The 23,771-nt window shown below is 43.9% G+C and carries 17 protein-coding genes; 9 read left to right on the forward strand and 8 right to left on the reverse strand.

Features of this window, described 5'->3' with window-relative positions; genetic code table 11:
* The first annotated feature begins 142 nt into the window (after positions 1 to 142).
* From A2W93_06795 to A2W93_06805, 3 genes are read left to right on the forward strand one after another with little or no spacing between them, the layout of a single operon-like run.
* Positions 143 to 379, forward strand: a complete 237-nt coding sequence (locus A2W93_06795) for an acyl carrier protein (GenBank protein OFY53326.1) — start codon at positions 143 to 145, stop codon at positions 377 to 379.
* A 12-nt stretch (positions 380 to 391) separates the two neighbouring features.
* Entirely contained in the window at positions 392 to 1,639 is a 1,248-nt protein-coding gene (locus A2W93_06800) for a beta-ketoacyl-[acyl-carrier-protein] synthase II (protein ID OFY53327.1), read from the forward strand.
* Positions 1,636 to 2,343, forward strand: coding sequence for a ribonuclease III (locus A2W93_06805; protein ID OFY53328.1), 708 nt, complete (start codon positions 1,636 to 1,638; stop codon positions 2,341 to 2,343). Before A2W93_06800 ends, A2W93_06805 begins: the two co-directional genes overlap by 4 nt.
* 248 nt (positions 2,344 to 2,591) lie before the next feature.
* On the opposite strand, the gene A2W93_06810 is transcribed toward A2W93_06805, so the two are convergent.
* Genes A2W93_06810 through A2W93_06825 form a run of 4 tightly spaced genes read right to left on the reverse strand, consistent with a single transcriptional unit; the run spans position 2,592 to position 5,690 of the window.
* Positions 2,592 to 3,641, reverse strand: a complete 1,050-nt coding sequence (locus A2W93_06810; protein OFY53329.1) for a hypothetical protein — start codon at positions 3,639 to 3,641, stop codon at positions 2,592 to 2,594.
* Complete coding sequence (locus tag A2W93_06815; GenBank protein ID OFY53330.1) at positions 3,638 to 4,168, reverse strand: hypothetical protein; 531 nt, start codon at positions 4,166 to 4,168, stop codon at positions 3,638 to 3,640. The genes A2W93_06810 and A2W93_06815 overlap by 4 nt, the downstream gene beginning before the upstream one ends.
* A gap of 6 nt (positions 4,169 to 4,174) precedes the next feature.
* Positions 4,175 to 4,942, reverse strand: a complete 768-nt coding sequence (locus A2W93_06820) for a diaminopimelate epimerase (GenBank protein ID OFY53331.1) — start codon at positions 4,940 to 4,942, stop codon at positions 4,175 to 4,177.
* Positions 4,943 to 4,952: 10 nt separating this feature from the next.
* A complete protein-coding gene (locus A2W93_06825; protein ID OFY53332.1) occupies positions 4,953 to 5,690 on the reverse strand; it encodes a hypothetical protein in 738 nt (245 codons plus the stop codon).
* A gap of 187 nt (positions 5,691 to 5,877) precedes the next feature.
* Here A2W93_06825 and A2W93_06830 point away from each other — a divergent pair, with 187 nt between their 5' ends.
* The 3 genes from A2W93_06830 (at position 5,878) to A2W93_06840 (ending at position 9,936) form a co-directional block, all read left to right on the forward strand.
* Positions 5,878 to 7,272 carry a hypothetical protein gene (locus A2W93_06830; GenBank protein ID OFY53333.1) on the forward strand — a complete coding sequence of 465 codons (1,395 nt, stop codon included), beginning with the start codon at positions 5,878 to 5,880 and terminating at the stop codon, positions 7,270 to 7,272.
* Positions 7,273 to 7,387: 115 nt separating this feature from the next.
* On the forward strand, positions 7,388 to 8,251 hold the full coding sequence (locus A2W93_06835; GenBank protein OFY53334.1) for an RNA polymerase subunit sigma: 864 nt from the start codon (positions 7,388 to 7,390) through the stop codon (positions 8,249 to 8,251).
* Between the two features lie 197 nt (positions 8,252 to 8,448).
* A complete protein-coding gene (locus A2W93_06840; GenBank protein ID OFY53335.1) occupies positions 8,449 to 9,936 on the forward strand; it encodes a hypothetical protein in 1,488 nt (495 codons plus the stop codon).
* 355 nt (positions 9,937 to 10,291) lie between these two features.
* Here A2W93_06840 and A2W93_06845 read toward each other — a convergent pair whose 3' ends face one another.
* Positions 10,292 to 10,477 carry a hypothetical protein gene (locus tag A2W93_06845; protein ID OFY53336.1) on the reverse strand — a complete coding sequence of 62 codons (186 nt, stop codon included), beginning with the start codon at positions 10,475 to 10,477 and terminating at the stop codon, positions 10,292 to 10,294.
* A 395-nt stretch (positions 10,478 to 10,872) separates the two neighbouring features.
* On the opposite strand from A2W93_06845, the gene A2W93_06850 reads away from it, so the two are divergent.
* From A2W93_06850 to A2W93_06860, 3 genes are all read left to right on the forward strand, one after another.
* Positions 10,873 to 11,478, forward strand: coding sequence for a hypothetical protein (locus tag A2W93_06850; GenBank protein ID OFY53337.1), 606 nt, complete (start codon positions 10,873 to 10,875; stop codon positions 11,476 to 11,478).
* Between the two features lie 21 nt (positions 11,479 to 11,499).
* Positions 11,500 to 12,459 carry a hypothetical protein gene (locus tag A2W93_06855; GenBank protein OFY53338.1) on the forward strand — a complete coding sequence of 320 codons (960 nt, stop codon included), beginning with the start codon at positions 11,500 to 11,502 and terminating at the stop codon, positions 12,457 to 12,459.
* Positions 12,460 to 13,080: 621 nt separating this feature from the next.
* Complete coding sequence (locus A2W93_06860; protein ID OFY53339.1) at positions 13,081 to 14,460, forward strand: histidine--tRNA ligase; 1,380 nt, start codon at positions 13,081 to 13,083, stop codon at positions 14,458 to 14,460.
* Here A2W93_06860 and A2W93_06865 read toward each other — a convergent pair.
* The 3 genes from A2W93_06865 to A2W93_06875 form a co-directional block, all read right to left on the reverse strand.
* The gene (locus tag A2W93_06865) at positions 14,422 to 15,291 is read right to left on the reverse strand and encodes a hypothetical protein (GenBank protein OFY53340.1); all 870 of its coding nucleotides are present in this window, start codon (positions 15,289 to 15,291) and stop codon (positions 14,422 to 14,424) included. The genes A2W93_06860 and A2W93_06865 overlap by 39 nt on opposite strands.
* 58 nt (positions 15,292 to 15,349) lie before the next feature.
* Complete coding sequence (locus A2W93_06870) at positions 15,350 to 16,555, reverse strand: hypothetical protein (protein OFY53341.1); 1,206 nt, start codon at positions 16,553 to 16,555, stop codon at positions 15,350 to 15,352.
* A 182-nt stretch (positions 16,556 to 16,737) separates the two neighbouring features.
* Positions 16,738 to 23,691, reverse strand: coding sequence for a hypothetical protein (locus A2W93_06875; protein OFY53342.1), 6,954 nt, complete (start codon positions 23,689 to 23,691; stop codon positions 16,738 to 16,740).
* Positions 23,692 to 23,771 lie beyond the last annotated feature (80 nt).

The raw sequence follows: 23,771 nt of genomic DNA on the forward strand, positions 1-23,771 counted from the left end.
AGGTACATCAATAAAGACGAAACTACAAATCCATCAGAATCAAAAAGTTGAGATCAATTTAAGTATAATTTCTCAAGGTAAATTTTGCTATGAACATTAAAAGTAGTTACTTTGCAGCTTGTTTTACTAAAATCAGGAAAACATGTCAGAAATTGCAGAAAAAGTAAAAGCCATTATTGTTGACAAATTAGGCGTCGACGCAGCAGAAGTTAAACCAGAAGCCAGTTTCACAAATGATCTGGGCGCTGATTCACTGGACCAGGTTGAATTGATTATGGAATTCGAAAAAGCTTTCGAACTCCAGATTCCGGACGACCAGGCAGAAAAGATCGGCACCGTAGGTGAAGCGATCAAGTACATTGAAGAAAACAAAAAGTAAATTCAGTATTTGATGAATAAAAGGCGAGTTGTTGTAACTGGCCTTGGCGCAATTACTCCGATTGGTAACACTGTCCCGGAATTCTGGGACAGTTTACACAACGGAGTGAGTGGTACCGGAACGATTACCAGGTTCGATGCATCAAAATTCAAGACACAGATTGGCTGTGAAGTAAAGAATTATGACTCATCAAAGTATTTTGACCGTAAAGAGGTTAGAAAATATGACCTGGTTTCTCAGTTCGGAATCATAAGTGCCAATGAGGCCATTAAAGACTCAGGTTTAAACCTAGAGCAAGAGGATTGTTCACGCATTGGTGTTGTATGGGCCAGTGGTATTGGCGGTTTGATAACTTTTTACGAAGAGATCTCCGAATTTACCAAAGGTGATGGTACTCCACGCTTCAATCCATTTTTTATTCCTAAAATGATTGCCGACATCACTGCCGGTCACATCAGTATGATTAACGGCCTTAAAGGTCCTAATTATTGCACCGTTTCAGCATGCGCATCTTCGGCCAACGCAATCGCCGATGCCATAATGCTTGTTCGTCACGGCTACGCTGATGTAATGGTTGCCGGTGGCTCCGAAGCTGCCATCAATCAAGGCGGTATCGGAGGCTTCAACGCTATGCATGCAATTTCAACCCGCAACGATGATCCTAAAACGGCTTCACGTCCTTTCGACAAGGACCGCGATGGCTTTGTTCTGGGTGAAGGCGGTGCCGGAGTTATTATTGAAGATTATGACCATGCAGTAAAACGTGGCGCAAGAATCTATGCAGAATTGGTTGGTTTTGGCCTTTCGGCCGATGCTCACCATCTGACTGCTCCACATCCGGAAGGTGAAGGAGCCAAGGCTGCAATGTCGATTGCCATCAAAGATGCAGGTATCACCCCGCAGGACGTCGAGCATATCAATACGCATGGAACGTCAACCCCTGTTGGGGACATTGCTGAACCAAAAGCGATTGTTTCGCTTTTTGGTGAGCATGCACCCAAAATATCGATCAACTCAACGAAGTCAATGCACGGACACTTGCTTGGTGCAGCTGGCGCTATTGAGGCGATTGCCGTGATTCTCTCTCTCAAAAATGGCATCATCCCTCCGACCATCAACCATTTCACCGATGATCCGGATATTGCTGCCCTTGATTTCACTTTCAACAAGGTGAAAGAACGTAACATCACTTATGCCCTTAGTAACACTTTCGGCTTTGGTGGTCACAACGTTTGCCTTGCGTTCAAAAAGTATGAATAGTGAGACTTTTCAGAAAGAAAATCGCTAACGAACTTTCAAAAAGTATAAAAAATATTTTCGGGTTTCGGCCCGGAAATATTTTTTTGTATGAACTTGCATTTATGCATAAATCGGCCCACGCAGAACGCAATGGCCGCGAAATATCCAACGAGCGGCTCGAGTATCTGGGTGATGCTGTCATCAGTGTGATTGTTGCCGATTTTTTATTTAAAAAGTTCCCTTTTGCCGATGAAGGAAATCTGACTGAAATGCGTTCGCGCGTGGTAAGCCGTAACTCACTCAATAAAATTGCCGAAAAACTTGGAGTTGGACGTCTTGTAACCATGAGCAGTGTTCCTGTCAGCAATGCCTATACCGGCAATGCGCTGGAGGCGTTTTTTGGCGCTGTATATCTTGATAAAGGTTATTCTTTTGCTCAAAACCTGCTGATTAATTTTATTTTCGGCAGGCGCATAGATGTTGATGCATTTATTAACACGGAAACAAATTTTAAAAGCAAACTCATTGAATTTTGCCAGAAAGAAAAATCGAGTCTTGATTTCAGTATTGTGGAAGAAATTCAGGCCGGACGCAAAAAACAATATGTTTGTGAAGCCAGAATCAATGGAGAGGCCCGCAGCAGAGGAATTGACTATAGCATTAAGGGCGCCGAACAAAATGCTGCTGAGAAAGCGCTCGAAGTGCTGCGAAATGGCGCTGAATAAAACAATCGGGCTCAGCTAATTCTACTTAACTCAAGGGTTCACTCTTCGAGCAACACCTTTGTTGATGTAGCTATTGAATTATACTATTCTTAAAGTGTGCTTCACTAGAATATACTTCATTTCCACGACCTGAGCGCCTCACGGCTGTGTCACGTTTCTCGTGAAGCGAGCTTTCTACGTTGTGGAAATATTCCGGGACCAACGCACTCAGGGCACATTCTGCGACGCAGAGAGGTTGGTCGTTATGATTATTTTCCAGCAGCCCTTTTCTTCTTTTCCCATATATTCAGGGCTTGCTGATATTTGCGGGCATTGGCACTGTGCTGTGCGGAGGTCACTGCGAAATTATGGTAGCCTGAGAAATCTTCCCGGGCACAGAAATACATATAGTCGTGGTGAGTGTAATTTAAAACCTTGTCGATCACTGTTGCATCTGGCAAATTGATGGGGCCCGGCGGTAGTCCTTCGTACATATACGTGTTGTATGGAGAATCGAATTCAAGATGTTTTTTTAGTACCCGAGTAATGGTGAAATCACCGATGCCAAAAACAACGGTCGGGTCGGCCTGCAGCTTCCAGCCTTTGTTCAGACGGTTGATATAGACGCCTGCAATTTCATCCATTTCATCGCTCTTATTTGTTTCGCCCTTCACAATGGAGGCCAGTACAGATACTTCGGCCGGAGTGAGTCCGATATTTTCTGCTTTTTTCATCCGGTCGGCAGTCCAGAATTTTTCCCATTCTGAATGCATGCGGTCGATGAACTGCTCTGCGCTTGTGTTCCAGTAAAGCTCATAAGTATTTGGAATAAACAAAACCAGAAAATTGTCTTCATTCAAATCGAATTTTTCAGCTGTATTTTTATTAGTAAGAGTTTTCAGAAGACTTTCTTCGCCGCATTCAAGTTGGCTCCCAACGCGCTTTGAAAGCTCTTCTCGCGTTCGGATATTATTGAATGTAATTTTCACAGGAATCTGTCGGCCGCTCGCAAACATGTTCACCAGCGCATTGTTGGTCATGCCGGCTGTGATCAGATACCGGCCGGGCTTGTATTTATTTTCAAGATTTTTATAACCAGCCAGCATTTTAAAGGAAGAAAAACTTTTCAGAATTTCATATTTCTGCAGCGTATCATACAGGTTCTGGATGTTGCCATCGGTTGGTAAATAAATTATTTTTTCGGCTTTTGCTTTCAGATTTACATTGTTGCTGAATGCTTTTGAATAGACAAACCAGGCTGCCGCAGTGCCGGCAATCAGCAATACAAAAAATACAACAATTAAAATTTTCTTTTTCATATCCGGTGGTTAGGATTTATTAATTGAAGAGTGGCCTCATCGTGAAAAACCTTGTTGTGAAATACCCATTCCTTTTTTATGCAGGTTTGTTCGAAACCAGCGTTGAGAAATAGTTTCAAGCTTTCAGTGTTTTCAATAAGCACATTGCACCACACCTGATGCAGCTGTACGATTTTGAACAAATACTGTATCAGAACCCGCAAAGAATCAGAAGCCAGGCCTTTGTTGCGAAATTCTTCTTTCAAAAATATACCGACGCCAGCTCTTTTGTGCATGGAGTCATAATCGAAAACATCGATCAGTCCTGCTCTTTGTTTAGATGCTATTTCAATAATGACAAGCCGTAATTGCCGGTCTGCTTCAAGATTGGATGCAGAGTCAGCTACAAAGCGCTCAATATCTTCGGGGCTGTAAGGCGAATTATTTCCGCTCAAATGCCAGTACCGCTCATCATTTTCAATATCCAACATGAATTGAATATCTGACATGTCGGGTGTCCTCAGAAATGCAATGGATCCATTCAGCATAACAGATCATAAATAAGTTGATGTGAAAACGTGACGTGCAGGCCCTTCGAGCCACAGAAAACCGTTCTGCTCATCCACACGCAAAAGACCGCCAACAGCATGTACGGTCACAGGAAAAGAAATGCCATAGAATTTATTTGCCACCAAGGCTGAAGCAGTGATTCCGGTGCCACAGGCAAGAGTCTCATCTTCCACTCCGCGCTCATAGGTGCGTATGAACAACTCGTTGTTTTTGATCAGCACAAAGTTGATATTGGCTCCGTCGGGAAAAAGTTGTTGGTTGTGCCGTAGCAGAGATCCGTCCGATTTTACATCAATGCTTTTTAGTTCATCTATAATTCTAACGTTGTGCGGAACGCCGGTGTTGGCAAAGTAGGATCCGTCTTTTATTTCAGTGGGTGCTGCACTAACGCGTAAAGTGATTCTGACAACCCATTCTGCATTTTTTTCAAGCACAATTTCACCTTGATGCAGGCCATCACTCGCTTCGAAAGTGCTTTTGTGGTCGCAGTATTTTTTTGAAAAGGCAAAAGCAAAAGCACAACGAGCGCCGTTGCCGCACATTTCGGCTTCTTTGCCGTCGGAATTAAAATAGATCATCCTGAAGGATGCGGCCGGAGATTTTTCAATCAGAATAAGACCGTCTGCCCCGATTCCGGTGTGGCGGTTGCAGAGCTCTTTGATTTCTTTTTCGGTAAATATTTTTTCTTCACTAAAGCTGTCAACAAGAATGAAATCGTTTCCGGCACCGTGAAATTTATAGGCTGTTTTCATTCTGCTGGTTTTATTTTTGAGCGGCCTCGATTCTCGAAAGCGTCTGTGCAGATGTGACGGGAGTCAGGGCTAAAAATTCCGGGGAGTTGAAAACAGAATACCAGAGCTGTTTTTCGCGAACATAAAGAATGTTGTCAATCTGCAGAAAAGCTGTAGTATTTTTTGGATTCAAGCCGAAAAGCACCACGTGGTTTCCAGTTCTTTTGAATCCTCTGAATTTGATTGGAGAATCCCAGAATTCAATAACGAATTTTGCATCCGAATAAATATACTCTGTACCGGAAGAGTCTTCGTTTATAAGAAGCTTTTTCTGAACACTGACGTTTATGTTTTTTGTAGCGATCAGCCGGTCGTTTTGAAGTATAATTGTATCGGCAGGTAGATCAGATGCAAATTTGATTGAATCGAAATACATTTTACGAATCACCGAATCGATGAACAGCGAGTCCATTTCGCGATAGCCGCTCATTTCAATAAGTTGGTTCCATTTATTGCGATAATACACGCTGTCAATTGACTGTAGCGAGCTGTCAAAAAGCACCCGTGGAAAACCGGTCAGATTGTAGAGTGGTGGAATTGAATCATTCTTGACAAGCGCCGTTTTTCTGCTCATGACTTCCTGTTCGTCGTTGGTTATAAGCAGATAGGTGAAGTACGCGCCAAGCAAAATAGCAGCACCCATAATCATTCCCGTAATGAATGATCGCGCTGGATGTCTGTGGTGTTTTTTGGTGCTTTCCCCTGTCATAGAATTCAGAATGGCTGTAGTGACAAATTGTCATTTTGTCCTGCAAAATTACACATTTATTTTCTATTGGAATTTTTTTTTGACATCGCTGAAAAGCTGATAAACACAATAAAAACCAAAGAATTTCGTTAACCATGGTGATTCCGGAAGGAACAGATTTTGAAAAGTAATGAAAAAACGAACGATTATGAAAACGAAAGAATTTGCGACCCGGTTAATGACGGGAATTATTTTTTTGCTTTTGTCAACAGGTTTTGTACTGGCAGAGCCAGCGGAAAAGCTGATAACCAGCGATCCGGTTGACTTTACGCTTGCGGCTGAAAAGGCCGTCCCCGCGGTGGTTCACATCAAGACATCCTTTACACAAAAGAATGCGTATTACGATGATTTCTTTGCGCCCTTTTATAATTTTTTCAATATGCAGCCTTTCTCGCAACAATATCCGATAAATGCCACAGGCAGTGGCGTAATTGTCAGTGATGACGGTTATATTGTCACAAATAATCATGTAGTTCAGGATGCTGAACAAATTACGGTGACGCTGAACGATAAAAGAGAGTTTGCAGCTACTGTCATAGGTCTTGACCCAACTACCGATCTGGCTTTGATAAAGATTGAGGAGCATAATCTGCCGTTTCTTGATTTCGGAAATTCTGATCAGGTGAAAATCGGCGAATGGGTGCTGGCGGTCGGAAATCCATTTAATCTTACAAGTACTGTTACGGCAGGAATTGTGAGCGCGAAAGCCAGAAATATAAATATTTTGGGTGGTGGAAGTTCGGTGGAATCATTTATTCAGACCGATGCGGCAGTAAATCCAGGAAACAGCGGCGGAGCACTTGTGAATACAAAGGGTGAGCTGATCGGAATTAATGCTGCCATTGCAAGCAACACAGGCTCTTATTCGGGCTATTCCTTTGCCATTCCTTCGAATATTGCCAGCAAGGTTGTTTTTGACCTGAAGGAATATGGGATGGTTCAGAGGGCCTATCTGGGAGCCGACATTGTGGATATAAGCGCTGCCACTGCCAAGCAGTACGGGCTGACAAGTATGAAAGGGGTTTATGTTTCTTCAGTAAGTGAAGGAGGGGCAGCCATGGAAGCCGGAATTGAAACCGGAGATGTCATTCTTGCGATTGGCGGACTCGAAGTAAACAGTTCAAGCCGTTTGCTGGAGCTGATAGCCGAAAAGCATCCGGGCGATAAAGTAATTATGGAAATCGAGCGTGGCAGTAAGGTGCTGTCAAAACCTGTAACACTACTAAACCGCAGGGGCGAAAAGTCGCTGCTGAAAAAAGAAGATCCAGCGACTTCGACCTTTATGGGTGCAACTTTTATTTCGCCAGATCAGGAAATCTTAAGCCGATTGCGTTTGAACAACGGAGTTCAGATTTCTGCTTTATCCGATGGAGCATTGAAAAATGCCGGAATCAAAGAAAGTTTCATTGTGACCAAAATCGATCAGACAGTCATCTATTCCATAGAGGATGTAGAAAGTGCATTGTCAGGAAAAACCGGAGGTGTGCTGATAGAGGGCGTCTATCCAAATGGAATGAAAGCATATTATGGATTTGGATTGTGAGGCTGTTAAATACAGCCAAATGCCTAGGTTTTTGACTAAAAATGTATTACCTTTGTAAACTATTTCCGAATTACGCATAACAAGCTGTAAATCAGCTTTTTAACAAAATTTGAGCATGAGACAACTAAAGATATCGAAATCCATTACCAATCGCGAAACAGCATCACTTGATAAATATCTTCAGGAAATAGGGAAAGAGGAACTTATTACTGCCGAGCAAGAAGTGCTGCTGGCACAGCGGATCAAACAGGGCGACCAGATTGCCCTTGAGAAACTGACACGTGCCAATCTTCGATTTGTTGTATCCGTTGCAAAGCAATATCAAAATCAGGGACTGAGTTTGCCCGACCTCATAAACGAGGGCAATCTCGGCCTTATTAAAGCTGCGCAACGATTTGACGAAACCCGCGGATTCAAATTTATTTCCTATGCTGTGTGGTGGATCCGTCAATCGATTTTGCAGTCGCTGGCAGAGCAATCGCGAATTGTCCGTCTGCCACTGAATCAGGTTGGATCGCTCAATAAAATTTCAAAAGAAGCTTCGAGGTTGGAACAGCGTTTTGAACGTCCGCCCTCAGCTGAAGAAATTGCATTTAGTCTTGATCTCCCTGAAGATAAAGTCATGGAAACAATGCGCTTGTCAGGGCGTCATGTCTCGGTCGATGCTCCAATTGTTAGTGATGACGTTACCAGCATGCTCGATGTGATGGTTAATCATGATGCTCCGCGTGCCGATCAGAATCTGATTAGTGAAAGTTTGTCACGCGAAATCGAACGGTCACTGGCAACACTCAGCGAAAAAGAAAGAGATATTATCAATCTTTATTTTGGCATTGGTGTTAATCACAGCTGGACACTCGAAGAAATCGGAGTGCATTTCGATCTCACACGCGAACGTGTTCGCCAGATTAAAGAAAAAGCACTGCGTCGCCTGAAGCATAATTCGAGAAGCAAATTGTTAAAGACGTATCTGGGGTAGTGGTTTTATTCATTTGGTACTTTTGAAACTCAACAGAAGAAGAATTAAGTTCCCGGCCACTGCGCCGGGATCTCTTTTTATACTGCAGTCTTCTTCTGTTGATTTGAATTCTCGTTCATTTGCGTGAATTCGCGGAGAAAAAAAGGAGTGACTTTGTGCTGCGAATTATTGTACTTTTGAGCGGTAAATAATTTGTTGTGGGTAATCTCAGAAGTTTAGCAGGACAAACAGCCGTTTATGGCATCAGCAGCATTGTAGGCCGCCTGCTCAATTATTTTCTGGTGCCTATGTACAGCCGCGTTTTTCTTCCGGAAGAATCGGCCGTGTATGTCGAAATGTATGCGTATGTCGCATTCTTCATCGTCATTCTGACCTATGGAATGGAAACGGCTTTTTTCAATTTCAATCAGAAAGAAGAAAATAAAAGCCGCGTTTATTCTACCGCGCTTACTTCACTTTTCATAACGAGTGCATTGTTTATCGCAGCGGCGTTGATTTTTGCTCAGCCAATTGCATCCATGCTTCGTTATGGCGATCATCCCGAATACATTCAGTACTTTGCTTTAATTGTCGGTCTCGACGCCTTTACCAGCATTCCGTTTGCAAAGCTGCGCGCCGAAAACAAAGCCATGCGCTTTGCCATCATCAAACTGATCGGCATTTTTGTAAACATCGGACTGAATCTTATTTTGCTTTTACTGGTGCCTTACCTGTATAAAAATTATTCATGGGGACCGGAAGCATTATCGTGGATCAGCGACGGAGAGCCGGTTGTAGGACATATTTTCGTTGCAAACCTTATTGCTTCTGTGGTAGTCTTCCTTCTGCTTATTCCGGATTTTTTCAAATTCAGCATTGGTTTTTCTTTTTCACTACTGAAACGGATGCTCTCGTATGCCGCACCACTGCTGATTCTTGGATTGGCCGGCATTGCCAACGAAACGGTTGATCGTATTTTATTGAAATATATATTGCCCGCAGATATAGCAATGTATCAGCTTGGAATCTATGGAATGTGCTTTAAAATAGCCATTGTGATGTCCATTTTCGTACAGGCATTCCGCTATGCGGCAGAGCCATTCTTTTTTTCGAAACAGAAAGATGCCGATGCAAAACAAACGTATGCCGATGTGATGAAATATTTTGTGATCATCATGACGGTTATGTTTCTGGCCATCATTCTGTATATGGATATTGTGAAATACTTTGTCGGTGAAGAATATTACAGCGGATTGAAAATTGTACCTATTCTTCTTTACAGTCATGTTTTTCTTGGTGTATTTTACAACCTTAGCATCTGGTATAAACTCACCGGACAAACGCGGTTCGGTGCGTATATAAGTCTGATTGGAACTGCGATTTCAGTTGGGCTGAACATCGCGCTGATTCCGGTAATCGGCTACATGGGCAGCGCCTGGGCAAACTTTGCCTGCTATGCAGTGATGATGGTTATTTCTTATTTCCTCGGACAAAAATATTATCGTGTAAACTACGATATGAAGCGTATTTTAATTTACATGATTTTAAGTGCTGCCTTGTATTTCGTTTCGGTGTACACCACGCAATATCTCTTCGCCGACAATGTCGCACAGCGACTGGTTTTCAACACACTCCTGCTGATGGTGTTTCTTATTTATATTGCCTTTTCTGAGCCGCGGCTGAAGCGGATGTTTGTAAGGAAATAGGGCTGATAATCACCCAACATTTTGTCGTCCGCGAGACAATTAATTGCGAATGGGAGCGGACACGGAATCGTTGGGTGCATGCATGTAACTCCCCGACGATTCCACGTCAGCATGCGTGATGGCCATCCTCTTCTTGCTGACGGTAAAATGTCGGGGAGATTTACTAAAAAAGAGATCACAAAATAATCGCAATTACACACCCACATCCACCAGCTCCGAAACGCTCACGCCAAGCAGAGGATGCCTTAAAACTTGAAATGTGCAAAAACAACATTCCACCGTCCGAAAGCGACGGAGGAGATGCAGGACATGGAACCGTTGTTTTTGCTACTTGTTTCGACGGCTTGTCCACCCATCAAACACGATAGTGTTTGATGCCGGTGGGTTCCATGTTCCGGCTTAAAAACATGAACAAATTCCAATGAAAAAGCCGGAACGGTGGAATGTCGAAACAACCAGCAAGTTTGAGACAACCTATTGAAACCGTTGCATTGCGTTTTCCTTTTTCCAGTTTCCGGACATGTGGTTTCTCGCTGTCCATCAGCGAGGCAAGATTGGACTGAGATAAATTCCTTTCTTTCCTGAACGCGACAATTCTGTCTCCCAGCTTCTTCAGAAAAATATCTTTTTAATCTTCCATTATTTGTGTGAAAAATCAAAATTCTGATTATTTCTTGCGAAAAAAAGGATTATTATATTGCCTCTCTCAATTTTATTTTTATATTTGTTGCGAAACATAACTATCGGTTCTAAAAATGTGATAAAATGGAGTCTGGAAACCTTTTAATAAACGGCCTTCAAGGATGATGTAATGTAAACATTATTATGCGTCGAAAAAGTATTATTCCACCTAGAATTAAGGCCTACCATTTTCTTATTGCAGGGGTCGTTGCCATTATAATATTGACATTTTTATGCAATGTTGTTACTTTAAGCTTGTCTATAAATAGGAATTCAGTGACTGTTGAATTTTTTCATTTAATTTGGGTTGTATTAATAACTCTTGCTGGTGTGCTTCTATTTTATTATAGTGATCGAGATGAGCAGATGAACTATTTAAAATTGAATATTTGCGTTTTAAATTCTGGTGAGGATCAAAAAATCAGAACTGAATTATCTAATCCAACAAAATACGATAGAGATATTGATTGTGCATTTATTGTAATTACTGAATGTAATGTAGATTTGCTTGAAGCGATAAATACCAACCTTAACAAATCGTTTAAATATACCAATTATTTAAACGAATTAAAACATCAAGACTTGTATTATGACGACACTTTTGCGTTTATTCCATTGAATTATTATACTGATGAAAATGTAAACATAGCAGATGAACAATTAATATTTGAAATCCCCATAAAAAGGAGCTATGATAACAATCCGGAGAATGTTAAATATTTTTATGCTCGTTTTTTTGTTTACAGGGATAAAAGGGACTTGAAAGCTTATCATAGGTCTGTTGGAGCAACATTTATACACCAAGGGATCTTGGATTTTTCTCACATTAAGCAACCTGTTTGTAAAAAGTCGAAAATATAGAAATAGAAAACATAAACACCCATGAACAAACATCTACTCCTCCTCACAATCACCCTAATTTCATTAGGCTTTTCAGCCCAAGCCCAAATCCCCTCCTATGTTCCCACCACCGGTCTTGTTGGTTGGTATCCTTTTACTGGCAATGCTAATGATGTTGTTGGTTCTAATAATGGCATGAATATGGGAGCCACTCTGACATCTGATAGATTTGGTAGTGCTGATTGTGCTTATTCTTTTGATGGTACCAGCGATTACATTTGGGTGCCTGCTGCTCCTTTTGTAGAAAGACCCTTTACTGTTAGTGCATGGGTTTATATCGAAGATATCTCAAAGAGTTATATTCTTGGACTTGGAGAAATTGGAAGTAATGATAATGCCAAATTCACTATTTATAGTACATATGATGAGGGTTTAAGAGTTGGTTCTGATGCAGCTTGGTATTATCAGTCAGATAGTGCATATACAAGCACTAATACTTGGATTAATATAACTGTTACATTTGATAATATTAGTACCATATATTATGTTAATGGTATTAAATATGAATTTTTATATTCCGTTTTTGATATTCCTGGAAGCTCATTTCCTCTTAACAACACAGGTTTTAATATTGGAAAACACACAGGTGCTGGCTCCTCAAAGTACATGAAAGGTAAAATTGACGACCTTGGTTTCTGGGATAGAGCTTTGGATACCACAGAAATCAATGCTCTGTTTACCATGGTTGGAGTAGAAGAAATTTCAAATTCATTAGAAGTTTCAGTTTATCCAAATCCCGCAGCAGAATTCATCACAGTCAGTTCAAATCAATCGCTGTCAGATCAGGAATATAAAATTTTCGATCCATCAGGGAAAGAGGTAAAGAGTGGCATTTTGCAATCGAATGAAAATCGTATTGACATCAGCAACTTCTCAGACGGTTTGTATCTGCTGTTCGTAAATGGCCATCCTGCGCAGCGTTTCAGCGTTTTGAGAGATTAGAAAATCGAAATGTGTTCATTGGCGAAAAAGTGGATATGGAAAAACTCTATGTCCATTTTTTTTGCACTATATGTCGCCACAAAAACACCAATACGTACTAAGTTCCCGGCCGAAGCTGAAACCAGCACACATTCCTGGCAGCTTGCGCAGAGGTAGGATCTCCCCGAAAAGCAACGTCGTCTTTCATGCTGCACCCCACTGAATAAGCCTTCGCCGCTGGTGAAGACTGATTCTATTAGCGTTAATAAGACCTGCTGAGGGGAGCTAAATTTTTTCGCGAAAATTGGCGTTAACCGAAGCGACTGAAAGTCGCTGAGCTCATGTACACGAATGAAAATGATATAATGGGTGAATAATTCGCGGAAGAAAAAGCGGAGGTGCAGCTGCTGTTTTCCGGGAGATCTCGGCACTCATGAACTCTGAACACTGAACAAGGAAGTAAGAATAATGAAGGATCTTTACTTCAAACTTACTTCTTACTATAAAAATCCATGTTCTTTGTTCAGAGTTCTTGCGCTTAACCTTGTATTTCCTGCTGCAGGCAGCTTAACCTCAACCTTAACCTTGACCTTGTATTTTTCCGGTTCCTCTATTTTCACTAATTTCGCAAAAAACATTTCAATGGCAAAGGCAGCTCTGTCCGTTCCGAAAGGCACCCGTGATTTCTCTCCCGCGCAGATGGCGCGCAGGAATTATATTTTCTCCATACTGCGCTCGGTGTTCGAAAAGCATGGATTTCAGCCCATCGAAACTCCTTCGATGGAGCAGCTTTCCACATTAATGGGCAAGTACGGCGAAGAAGGCGACCGGCTGATTTTCCGTGTACTCAATTCAGGCGATTTCATGAATTCGGTTCCTGTTGAAAAAGAACACAGCAGTAGCGAGGTCATTAAACATATTTCCGAAAAAGGTTTGCGTTACGATCTTACTGTGCCGTTTGCACGGTTTGTAGTGATGAATCAGAACGAACTGTCATTTCCGTTCCGCCGCTATCAGATGCAGCCTGTGTGGCGAGCCGATCGCCCGCAAAAAGGCCGTTACCGCGAATTTTATCAGTGTGATGTAGATGTAATCGGCACCCGTAGTCAAATGGAAGAAGCAGGCCTGATGGATATTCTCGATTCAGCTTTTCAGAAACTAGGTGTAAACGTAGTTTTAAAAATCAACAATCGTAAAATTCTGCAGGGCATTGCCGATGCGTTGGGCGTGAGCGAGCGCTTTGTTGAATTCACGGTTTCGCTCGACAAGCTTGATAAAACCGGATGGGAAGGTGTCGGCAAAGAGCTGATTGAGCGCGGCTTTCCGAGCGATGTTCCGCAGAAACTGATGGACATCATGCAGCCGGTCAGCAGCAACGAAGCTATGTTGACACAGTTGAAGAAACATCTTGTTTCCGAAACAGGGTTGAAGGGAATTGCTGAAATGGAAGAACTGCTTGGTTTTATCGATGCGCTTGAATTGAAGTCACAGGTGAAATTCGATGTCAGTCTTGCACGAGGGCTGAGCTATTATACCGGTGCTATTTTCGAAGTATCGGCCTGCGATGTCGCCATGGGAAGCATTTGCGGAGGAGGCCGCTACGATGATCTGACGGGTATTTTCGGCCTGCCGGGAGTTTCGGGCGTGGGTGTTTCGTTTGGTGCCGACCGTATTTACGATGTCATGATGGAACTGAATGTTTTTCCAGAAAACATTGGTCGAACTGCTGATATTTTGTTGATTAATTTCAGTGAAGACAGTGCGGCAGATTTAATGAAAATGGCGAAGAGACTGCGCGAAAACGGCATTGCATGCGTGGTGTATCCCGAAGCTGCCAAAATGAAAAAACAATTTTCCTATGCCGATGCGTATGCATTTCCATACACGCTCATTCAGGGCCCTGATGAAAAAGCAGCTGGCACAGTCACGCTCAAACAGATGAGCAGTGGGAAACAAGTGCAGGTGAGCGAAGCGGAGTTGTTTTTATTTGATTTGACTCAGATCGGATTGTTGTTTATTTAAGCGTTTTAAATTTTTGCTCAAATATTGATTCAACAGTTCGCTAATCCATTCAATATTTTCTGAATTTTCAGCATTTGCTGATGCCATTTTCTGCCTACTTTTGGCAAAATACTTTCCGCTAACGAGCCCACCTTCAGGCTCTGCAGCCAAATAAATGCTGGTTTGAGCTCCTTTTTTAGGCGAAATGGTGATGAGTTTGGTCAGTCCTTTCAAAAAGCCAGGAAACTTGTCAAAAAGCCTGGTGTTGACAACGCCTGGATGCAGCGCATTGACCTTAATGTTGTCGGTTGCCCAATCAGCTGCAAGAAGCTTTGTTGCCAGCAGGATGTTCAATTTCGAATTGCCATAGGCTCTGATGTGCTTGAATTTGTTGCGTGACTCAGGATCATCTTTATTGATTTTTCCCATCATGTGGGCAGCACTTGATACCATGACAACTCTGGCTTTGTCCGATGCTCTCAATTGAGGATGCAGCAGTTTTGAAAAGTAAACCGGCGCCAGAAAATTGACCATAAACATTTGTTCTATTCCGTCAGCGGTTTCTGTGAACTGGGTTTCCCATGTACCGGCGTTGTTGATCAGAACATCAATCACTGGAAAATCCTTTTTAATATTTTCGCTGCAGTTTCTGATGGATTCAAAGGATGAAAGATCACAGAAATAGCCCGAGATGTTGTTATTCTTTGACTTTTGCCGGAGCTGTTCAATAACAGCCAATCCTTTTTCTTCATTGCGCCAGGCAATACCTATTTTCCATCCGCGCGAAGCCAGATCAAGGGCAGTTTCAAAGCCGATGCCCGAAGTTGCACCCGTAATTATAATGTTTTTCATAGCTATTAAATAAAAAAAGGCTCCCAAAGCGGAAGCCTTTTTTGTAATGTTTTTTTATTTACAGATTCATAATGAAATACTGCATAATCTGATATACATCTGGTCCAATATTGCCCTGAACATGGTTGTGGAAGGTCGTATAATAGATGGTACCTGAACCGCCAACACAGTTGCCGACATAATCACCGTGTGCTAAGTGCGCCGGTAATGCATTCACCGAAATGGTTATGGTGTGCATGTTTGCGGGATTTCCCGGAGGAATGTGACAAATGGTTACCCAGCCCTGATCAAGCTGAGCACGTGTGCTGGCCTGAGTTGGGAAATTCATGCGAACCGCGAGTGGACCATAGGTTACAGGATCCTGAATCAGCACTTCCCATGGAATAGTGAGGTCTTTAATCACTTCCCATGCACCAAGGTCATATTCAACATCAATTTTGGTTTTGCCAAGAAAGGCCTGAATCAGCGTGTCAACAATATCAACCTGATAAAGGATAGATGATGGGCCGTCTTTGTCCGTGCAAAGCGTAGCATCGTCAATAAAGCCGCCAACTTCAGGACTCATGCAACCCGATTTGGGGTTGGAAGCATGGGTGAGTTTATGCTCATGCATAACGAAAGGCTGGCTGGCATTGACCAGGAAGTTTCCGTCGCCGGTGAGATATTCAACTGCCCAGTCCGATGCGTAGAGATTGCCACCGTTCAGTACATATTCTTCCAGATTTTCGTATTTGGCGCTATCCATCGCATCTGGCTTGCCACAATTGAGGAATATTGCTCCGTAGGATGCGAGTAATGTAGGATTGTTGAGGTCGGTCACTGCAAGCAAGTCAGCTGAATATCCGAGCGAGTCAATCAGAATGGTCTCGATCTGATCATAAGCACCGGGAATATAGGCCAATTCGACAGCCTGGGTAATTCGCAATACATTGTCGGGAATGGTGGTTACTTCGTCAGCTTTGATTTCAATATTATACTGAGCCCTGAAAATGCTGCCGTCTCCACCCTGAACATTCAATACCTGTTCTCCTTCAGGAGCACGAAGGTAGAAATACCCATTCTTGTCGGTCCTGGCAATGTAAATTTCTCCATTCAGGTCAACAAAAACGTTGGCTGCCGGAACCGCAACTCCGGATGGGGTGTACACTTTACCTTTGACATAGCCAAAGTTTATATTGGTGTCATCTCCGTCCTTGTCTTTCTGACACGAGGCGAAAACAAGCACCAGTGCTATTAAAACAGCTGGAAAGAAGAGCTTTTTCATATGGTGTTTTTTTTGTTTGAACGAAAAGTGTAACCTTGAAAAATACAAAACGAGAGGTAAATATACAACATTTTGGTTTTAGATTAGATAAATGGCAAAAAGTATAAAGTTTAACTCCAGATTTTTAGTACAAAAAAAAGAGCCTCTTTTTTGAGGCTCTTTAAAGAAATATTCAATGCTGGTTATTTTTCGTAGATAACCTGCTCTTTGATTTCAGTTTCCGCATCTTTTACGGTTACGAAATAAGAACCTGGAGCGTAAGCGCCGAAATCAACTGAAATAACACTGCCGGCAGTCTGGGTGATATTCTTTTCGAAAACAAGTTCGCCGATTGCATTCTCGATTTTCAGCGTGCCGTTGTTGATTGCTTTGATGAAAGTAACATTCAGATTCCCGCTGGTAGGATTCGGGAAGAATGAAATTGAAGCTGATCCGTTTTCATCAATGCTTTCAAGAATTAAATCAATAGAATTTGAAGTGGAGGTGCAGCCATTGGCATCGGTGACAACTACATAATACACACCGTTGGTCAATGGATTAAATGTTTGTCCGATGGCTCCAACAACAACACCGCTGGTCTCTTCATACCACTGGTTTCCATAAGTTGAAGATGAAGTCAGACTGCCACCGTTGTCACTTATTGTTACAGCGGTTACATTGTAAGTGCTTACTGTTATCGGATTAGCATCAACGATGGCTGGCATTACACAGGGTTGTGCAGAGGTCATCGTGCATGAAACCACCTGGCCGTTTGAATAGGTGCCATTAAGGGTGGATCCGGTTCCGACAGAAACGCCATCAATAAACCATTCATACGTTGGAGCAGTTCCACCATTGGTAGCAACAGCTGTGAATTCTTTTACTGTTCCCGGACAAACGGTTCCTGTCGGTTGTGAAGCTATGGCAACAGATGGTGTCAGGTTGGGATAAATCTCCATGGCAACAGTATTGGAAGTAGCCATTACAGGTGAAACACATGGTGCCGTTGATGAGATTACGCAACTGACGATGTCTCCGTCGCTGAGTGTTGTGGAGGTGAATGTACCCATGTTGCTGCCGACATTTGCGCCGTTGACTAACCATTGATACGAAGGTGAACCACCATTAACCGGAGCTGCAGTAAAAGTAATAGCAGTTCCTTCACAAACACCGTTGGTTGAAGATGTAATGGAAACAGAAGGTGCGACTGCAGGATTTACAATCATTGCTATGTTGTTTGAACTGGCTGTTGAAGCTGAGGCACAACTAACTGTTGAAATCATGGTGCAGGTGACAACATCGCCGTTCTGAAGCATTGAACTTGCGAAGTTTGGACTGTTGCTGCCAACATTTGCGCCATTGAGAGTCCACTGATAAGAAGGAGTACCGCCATTAATCGGTGTTGCTGTGAAAGTCACCGGAGTTCCGTAGCAAATGGAATTGGTTGATGCTGCAATCGAAACTGTGGGCGTTACCGATGTTGAAACGGTCATTGTGATGGTACCGGATGCGGCAACTGCAGGGCTTGCACATGATTCTGATGAAGTCATTTCGCAGAGAATCACATCTCCGTTGTTTAATGATGAAGTGTTGTAAGTCGCACTGTTCGATCCAACACTGGTTCCGTTTAATTTCCACTGATAAGTTGGAGTTCCGCCGTTTACCGGTATTGCTGTGAACATTACAGGTGTCCCGGAACAAATGCTGGTTGCAGTTGCAGAAACAGAAACAGTAGGTGTTAAGGAGCTGGAGACCGTCATGTTTACAGGTAGTGAGGTTGCGGTGGCAGGTGATGCACATGATTCGGAAGAGGTCATGACGCAGGTAACAGCGTCACCATTGTTCAGCAATGCATTTGTATAAGTTGAACTGTTAGATCCAACACTTGCGCCATTGAGCAACCACTGATAAGAAGGTGTTCCACCGTTGGTTGGTGCCGCTGTAAATGTTACGCTGGTGCCGGAACAAATACTATTCGATGTGGCAGAAACGGCTACAGAAGGGACAAGCGAAGTGCTAACCGTCATGGCAACTGGAGTTGATGTGGCGGTAGTTGGTGAAGCACATGTGGTACTTGAAGTCATTACGCATGTGACTACGTCGCCGTTGTTCAATGTTGCATTGGTATATGTTGCACTGTTTGGGCCGACATTGGAGCCATTCAACTTCCATTGATAGGTAGGAGTTCCGCCATTGGTCGGGGTTGCATTAAATGTAACACTTGTTCCTGAACAGATGCTTGTGGCAGATGCCGCAACAGCAACAGATGGTATAACAGTCGTGTTTACCGTCATTGATATTGGTGTAGCAGTAGCGCTGGTTGGTGTGGCGCATGATTCTGACGAAGTCATTACGCAGGTAATAATGTCGCCGTTGGCCAGAGCTGCATTGGTATATGATGGGCTGTTGGTGCCAACATCGGAGCCGTTGAGTTTCCATTGATAAGCAGGGGTCCCCCCATTGGTGGGCGCTGCCGTGAACGTAACACTGGTTCCCGAACAAATGCTGGTTGCAGAAGCTGAAACAGCAACAGTAGGTACAACCGCGGTGCTGACTGTCATGGTTACCGGTGTAGAGGTGGCCGAAGTGGGTGATGCACATGATTCGGTTGACGTCATCACGCAGGTGATCACATCGCTGTTGTTCAGTGCCGCATTGGTATATGTTGCGCTGTTGCCGCCGACATTGGTTCCGTTAAGTTTCCATTGATAGGTTGGTGTTCCACCGTTGATTGGGCTTGCCGTGAAAGTTACACTGGTTCCTGAACAGATTGTTGTAGCCGAAGCTGCAACAGCAACTGCAGGTATTAGAGAACTGCTGACGGTCATTGTAACCGGTGTTGAGGTTGCCGTGGTTGGTGATGCACACGAAGACGTAGATGTCATAACACAGGTGACAACATCCCCGTCGTTCAGGGCGGCGTTTGTATAAGTGGGGCTGCTGCCGCCAACATTAGCTCCATTGAGTTTCCACTGATAGGTCGGTGTTCCGCCATTGGTTGGGGTTGCTGTGAATGTAACGCTGGTGCCGGAACAAATGGTTGAAGCTGATGCTGCAACAGCAACAGAAGGAACAACCGTCGTGCTGACTGTAATAGCAACTGGAGTCGATGTAGCTGATGTGGGAGAAGCACAGGTAGCGGTTGATGTCATCACACAAGTGACTACGTCGCCATCGGCCAAAGCAGCATTGGTGTATGTTGTACCCCCGGTACCGACATTGCCGCCATTAAGTTTCCACTGATAAGTGGGTGTTCCTCCATTGGCCGGTGTTGCCGTAAAAGTAACGCTGGTGCCTGTACAAATGGTGGTAGCCGAAGCTGCAACGGCAACAGACGGAGTAACCGTTGTGTTTACAGTCATAGTTACCGGATTCGATGTAGGCGCTGTGGGTGTTACACAGGCTGCTGTCGATGTCATCACGCAAGTGACAATGTCACCATTGTTCAGAGCCCCATTTGTATAGGTTGTGCCGCCTGTGCCGACATTGGCGCCATTGAGTTTCCACTGATAAGTGGGCGTTCCACCATTGGTTGGGGTTGCTGTGAAAGTTACACTGGTTCCGGAACAAATACTTGTTGCTGATGCGGCGACCGCAACAGATGCGGTTATTGGCGTGCTCACACTCATAGTGACTGGCGTGGAAGTCGCTGAGGTCGGTGAAGCACAGGTTGCACTGGAGGTCATCACACAGGTTACTACGTCACTGTTAGCCAGTGCTGCGTTGGTATAGGTTGGGCTGTTGCCGCCGACATTGCCGCCGTTGAGTTTCCACTGATAGGTTGGTGTTCCACCATTGGTCGGCGTAGCAGTAAATGTTACGCTGGTTCCGGAACAAATACTTGTTGCTGAAGCGCTGACAGCAACTGAAGGAGTAACCGCAGTATTGACTGTCATTGTAACGGGAGTCGAAGTGGCCGTGGCGGGAGTTGCGCAGGTTGCCGTCGATGTCATCACACAAGTAACCACATCGCCAGAAGCCAGTGCGGCATTGGAATACGTTGTTCCACCAGTACCAACATTGGCTCCGTTAAGTTTCCACTGATAGGTCGGTGTTCCGCCATTTGTTGGGGCTGCCGTGAAAGTAACATTGGTTCCCGAACAGATACTTGTTGCTGAAGCAGAAACAGCAACTGAAGGTGTCACAACTGGATTGACAGTCATGGTTATGCCTGTAGAAGTAGCCGTTGTTGGAGTTACACATGCTGCTGTCGAAGTCATTACGCAAGTGATAATATTACCATTAGTGAGCGCAGCATTGGTATAAGTTGCGCCTCCTGTTCCAACATTACTTCCATTGAGTTTCCATTGATAAGTAGGTGTTCCGCCGTTGGTGGGTGTAGCTGTGAAAGTCACACTGGTTCCAGCGCATATCGATGAAGCCGAAGCGGCCACAGCAATAGATGGAGTAACAACAGGGTTAACCGTCATTGTAATTCCCGTTGATGTAGCAGTGATAGGTGTTGCACAGGATGCAGTCGATGTCATGATGCAGGTTACAACATCTCCATTTGTTAATGCACTGCTGGTATAGGTTGCGCTATTGGTTCCGACATTGGCACCATCGACCTGCCATTGATAAGTCGGTGTGCCGCCATTGGTTGGCGTTGCGGTAAAAGTAACACCGGTTCCGGAACAAATTGAAGTAGCTGATGATGCTACTGCCACAGAAGGGGTTACGGTTGTATTAATGGTAGCAACAGCCGGTACACGTGAAAGTGAGCAGCCTGCGCCTTGAACGGTCCAATTGAAATAGGATGGATATACAGTCGAACCTGAATTACTTCCTGTTATACTCACAATTCCTGAAAGTGTGTAGGGATAAGTAACGCCGCTGGTCAATCGAACCAATCGCGAACTGGCCGGAGTAACAAGTCTGTAGCCGGTTCCGGCAGGTATCACCCAGTTGAGGGGAACGGTTGTTGCCGTGGTTCCAATGGTTACAGTTGTTGATTGAAGGGTAGCACCAGTACTGTTTTGTAAAGAAATAGTCACAGTAGAGTTCGTTTGTCTTTGAGCAACAACAGAAACAAGCGTCATTTCTTCATACACATCAAAAATGAGATAGTCTGCGGCGGTAGTCGTACTCCCCGAAAGAGCCGGGCCAACATTAACCGATGTTTCCGGAATATTGTTTTCTACATAATAGGTTGTTGTTGCGCTAATACTTGGTGTTGTAAAGCTGGTGCCGGTTCCAAGAAGATTTCCACCAGTTGCGGCGTCATACCATTTAATGGTATTTGCACCAGTTGCAGTCAGAGTGACCGTTCCTGTACCGCAGCGCGATGCACCGGTTGCTGTGGCAGCAGTCGGCAACGTGATGGTGATATAACTCGTCTTGGTCATTGTATTGTTGCCAAGTGCATTGGTTGCCTTTAGTGAAACATTATATGTTCCGCTCGCGGCATAAGTGTGCGATGGGTTTTGCGATGTGGATGTTTGTCCATCACCAAATGTCCATAACCACGAGGTCGGTATGTTGGACGACATATCGGTGAACTGCACTGTGCCTGAACAAAACGGAGCTGTTGCATCGGCAGTGAAATTGGCTACCGGTGCCAGCGGCCCTGCAGGAATCTGGAACGAATACACGCGTGTTTCTTGCCCCGATGTTGTGGTTACATATTCGCCGGTATGCCAGAAAGTGATTCCATCTGGATCAAGCGCTGTGTGTGAGTAATCTCCAAATCGGTTATAACTAGACTGTGACCCGGTTCCTGCAACTGCCTGAGTTTCGGTCAGCGTCATGGTTCCAAGCGGGTCTCCGGCGAGCCGGCCAGTGTAAAATAATCCCGGGAAAATTGTAGTTGAGGATTTTGCATAACAAAGACCAATACTGCCGTTGTCATCCATGGTGGCACTGCTCATCCAGCGGGTATGGGTATCGGGGGCATAAATACCCTGCTGATATACACTCCACACGCCTGAAATCTGTCGTAGTTCACACCACATGATGGCTCGTTGTCTTGGTGTCTCTGCAATTTTCACTCCCCATGATAAAACAACATTGTTATAACCGCTCCACGAGCGCCATGGAGCCCGATACATCAGTACTCCTCCAATTCCGTCGAGTTCAACACCGTTGGGTTGTGGAACATCGTCCCAGGATGGGTCATATGAAGCATCGAAAGAACTTGTGTTAATTTGTGTAGCAGCTGAAATGGTGAGTACCCCGGTAGTCCAGTTTGTAGTAGCATTCCAGATTTTTATACCATCAACTCCGCCACCCCAGGCGTTGTCGTAGTAAGCAAAAAACGGCAGTGGTGTTCCTGCTGTTGGCAGGGTTTGATTGTCGGCAGCATCGGCTGGCAGTGGAACAAAGAATGCCGAAACAGAACCGGTTGTGAAAGTTTGAAAAATTCCGCGTGCTCCGGCGCCGCCGGTAAGCATTACGCTTCTTTCAAAGACATAAACTTTGTCGGTACTTTGGTTCGATGTCATATAATAACCATCGTGCCAGATCGAAAATTTCAGGTAATCCGGGAATTGAGGAGAAACATATTCATAGGCATAATATGCACCGGTGGGATCGTTGGTTTGCGAAATAGCAATAAATATTTCATTGCTTGATCCAAACTGGCTTATGAACCAGCGATCGGCAAAGCGGTCATACATAATGATGGGGTCGCCAGCATTACTGGTTTCGCCGAAAAGGGTTCCCATGAGAAAACTTTCAATGGTGGCTCCGTTTTTATCAAAAATGCGAACAGTAGTGGCATTGACACTTTGAATATAATGATTGGGCCCTACAGCGCCCGTTGGGTCGGGAGGAAATGATGTGCTTTGAATACCAGCCCAGTTTTTAATGATGGCTTTGGTTGTCTGAGTGGCATTGTATTTTCCCATCTCAGTCTGAATGATGGAAGAATCGTTGCCGTATTCAGGACCATCTGCGGCTGAGTAAATAAAAGTCTGACGTGGTCTGTTCTTACGATCAGGTGATACCCAGGGCTTAGCATTAAAATCCGGCTCTTCCCAGGGCGTTTCTTTTGTAAGTTCATGAATGGGTTTTGTTAACCAACACCGAACCGGATAGACAACATTAGACCCTTGATTAATTTGTGGTTGCACCTGGCTCTGTTGCTGAACCTGCGCTTCTGTGCCGTTACTGATTGCAATGAAAGCGATCAGAAAAAATAAATAATAAATCTTCTTCATGGGGGTAACTTTGATTTAATCAACAATAATACAATTTTTTCGAATTAATAGTTGCATATGCATTGCTTTTTTAAGCTGTT

This window comes from Bacteroidetes bacterium GWF2_43_63, from assembly GCA_001769275.1.
Lineage (GTDB): Bacteria > Bacteroidota > Bacteroidia > Bacteroidales > DTU049 > GWF2-43-63.

What these genes read in the sequence shown, in the direction of transcription:
- A2W93_06875 (OFY53342.1), bottom strand. Translation starts at nt 23,691, where the DNA reads ATGAAGAAGATTTATTATTTATTTTTTCTGATCGCTTTCATTGCAATC.
- A2W93_06865 (OFY53340.1), bottom strand. Translation starts at nt 15,291, where the DNA reads ATGAAAAACATTATAATTACGGGTGCAACTTCGGGCATCGGCTTTGAA.
- A2W93_06795 (OFY53326.1), top strand. Translation starts at nt 143, where the DNA reads ATGTCAGAAATTGCAGAAAAAGTAAAAGCCATTATTGTTGACAAATTA.
- A2W93_06855 (OFY53338.1), top strand. Translation starts at nt 11,500, where the DNA reads ATGAACAAACATCTACTCCTCCTCACAATCACCCTAATTTCATTAGGC.
- A2W93_06845 (OFY53336.1), bottom strand. Translation starts at nt 10,477, where the DNA reads ATGGACAGCGAGAAACCACATGTCCGGAAACTGGAAAAAGGAAAACGC.
- A2W93_06800 (OFY53327.1), top strand. Translation starts at nt 392, where the DNA reads ATGAATAAAAGGCGAGTTGTTGTAACTGGCCTTGGCGCAATTACTCCG.
- A2W93_06830 (OFY53333.1), top strand. Translation starts at nt 5,878, where the DNA reads ATGAAAACGAAAGAATTTGCGACCCGGTTAATGACGGGAATTATTTTT.
- A2W93_06820 (OFY53331.1), bottom strand. Translation starts at nt 4,942, where the DNA reads ATGAAAACAGCCTATAAATTTCACGGTGCCGGAAACGATTTCATTCTT.
- A2W93_06810 (OFY53329.1), bottom strand. Translation starts at nt 3,641, where the DNA reads ATGAAAAAGAAAATTTTAATTGTTGTATTTTTTGTATTGCTGATTGCC.
- A2W93_06825 (OFY53332.1), bottom strand. Translation starts at nt 5,690, where the DNA reads ATGACAGGGGAAAGCACCAAAAAACACCACAGACATCCAGCGCGATCA.
- A2W93_06835 (OFY53334.1), top strand. Translation starts at nt 7,388, where the DNA reads ATGAGACAACTAAAGATATCGAAATCCATTACCAATCGCGAAACAGCA.
- A2W93_06870 (OFY53341.1), bottom strand. Translation starts at nt 16,555, where the DNA reads ATGAAAAAGCTCTTCTTTCCAGCTGTTTTAATAGCACTGGTGCTTGTT.
- A2W93_06815 (OFY53330.1), bottom strand. Translation starts at nt 4,168, where the DNA reads ATGCTGAATGGATCCATTGCATTTCTGAGGACACCCGACATGTCAGAT.
- A2W93_06860 (OFY53339.1), top strand. Translation starts at nt 13,081, where the DNA reads ATGGCAAAGGCAGCTCTGTCCGTTCCGAAAGGCACCCGTGATTTCTCT.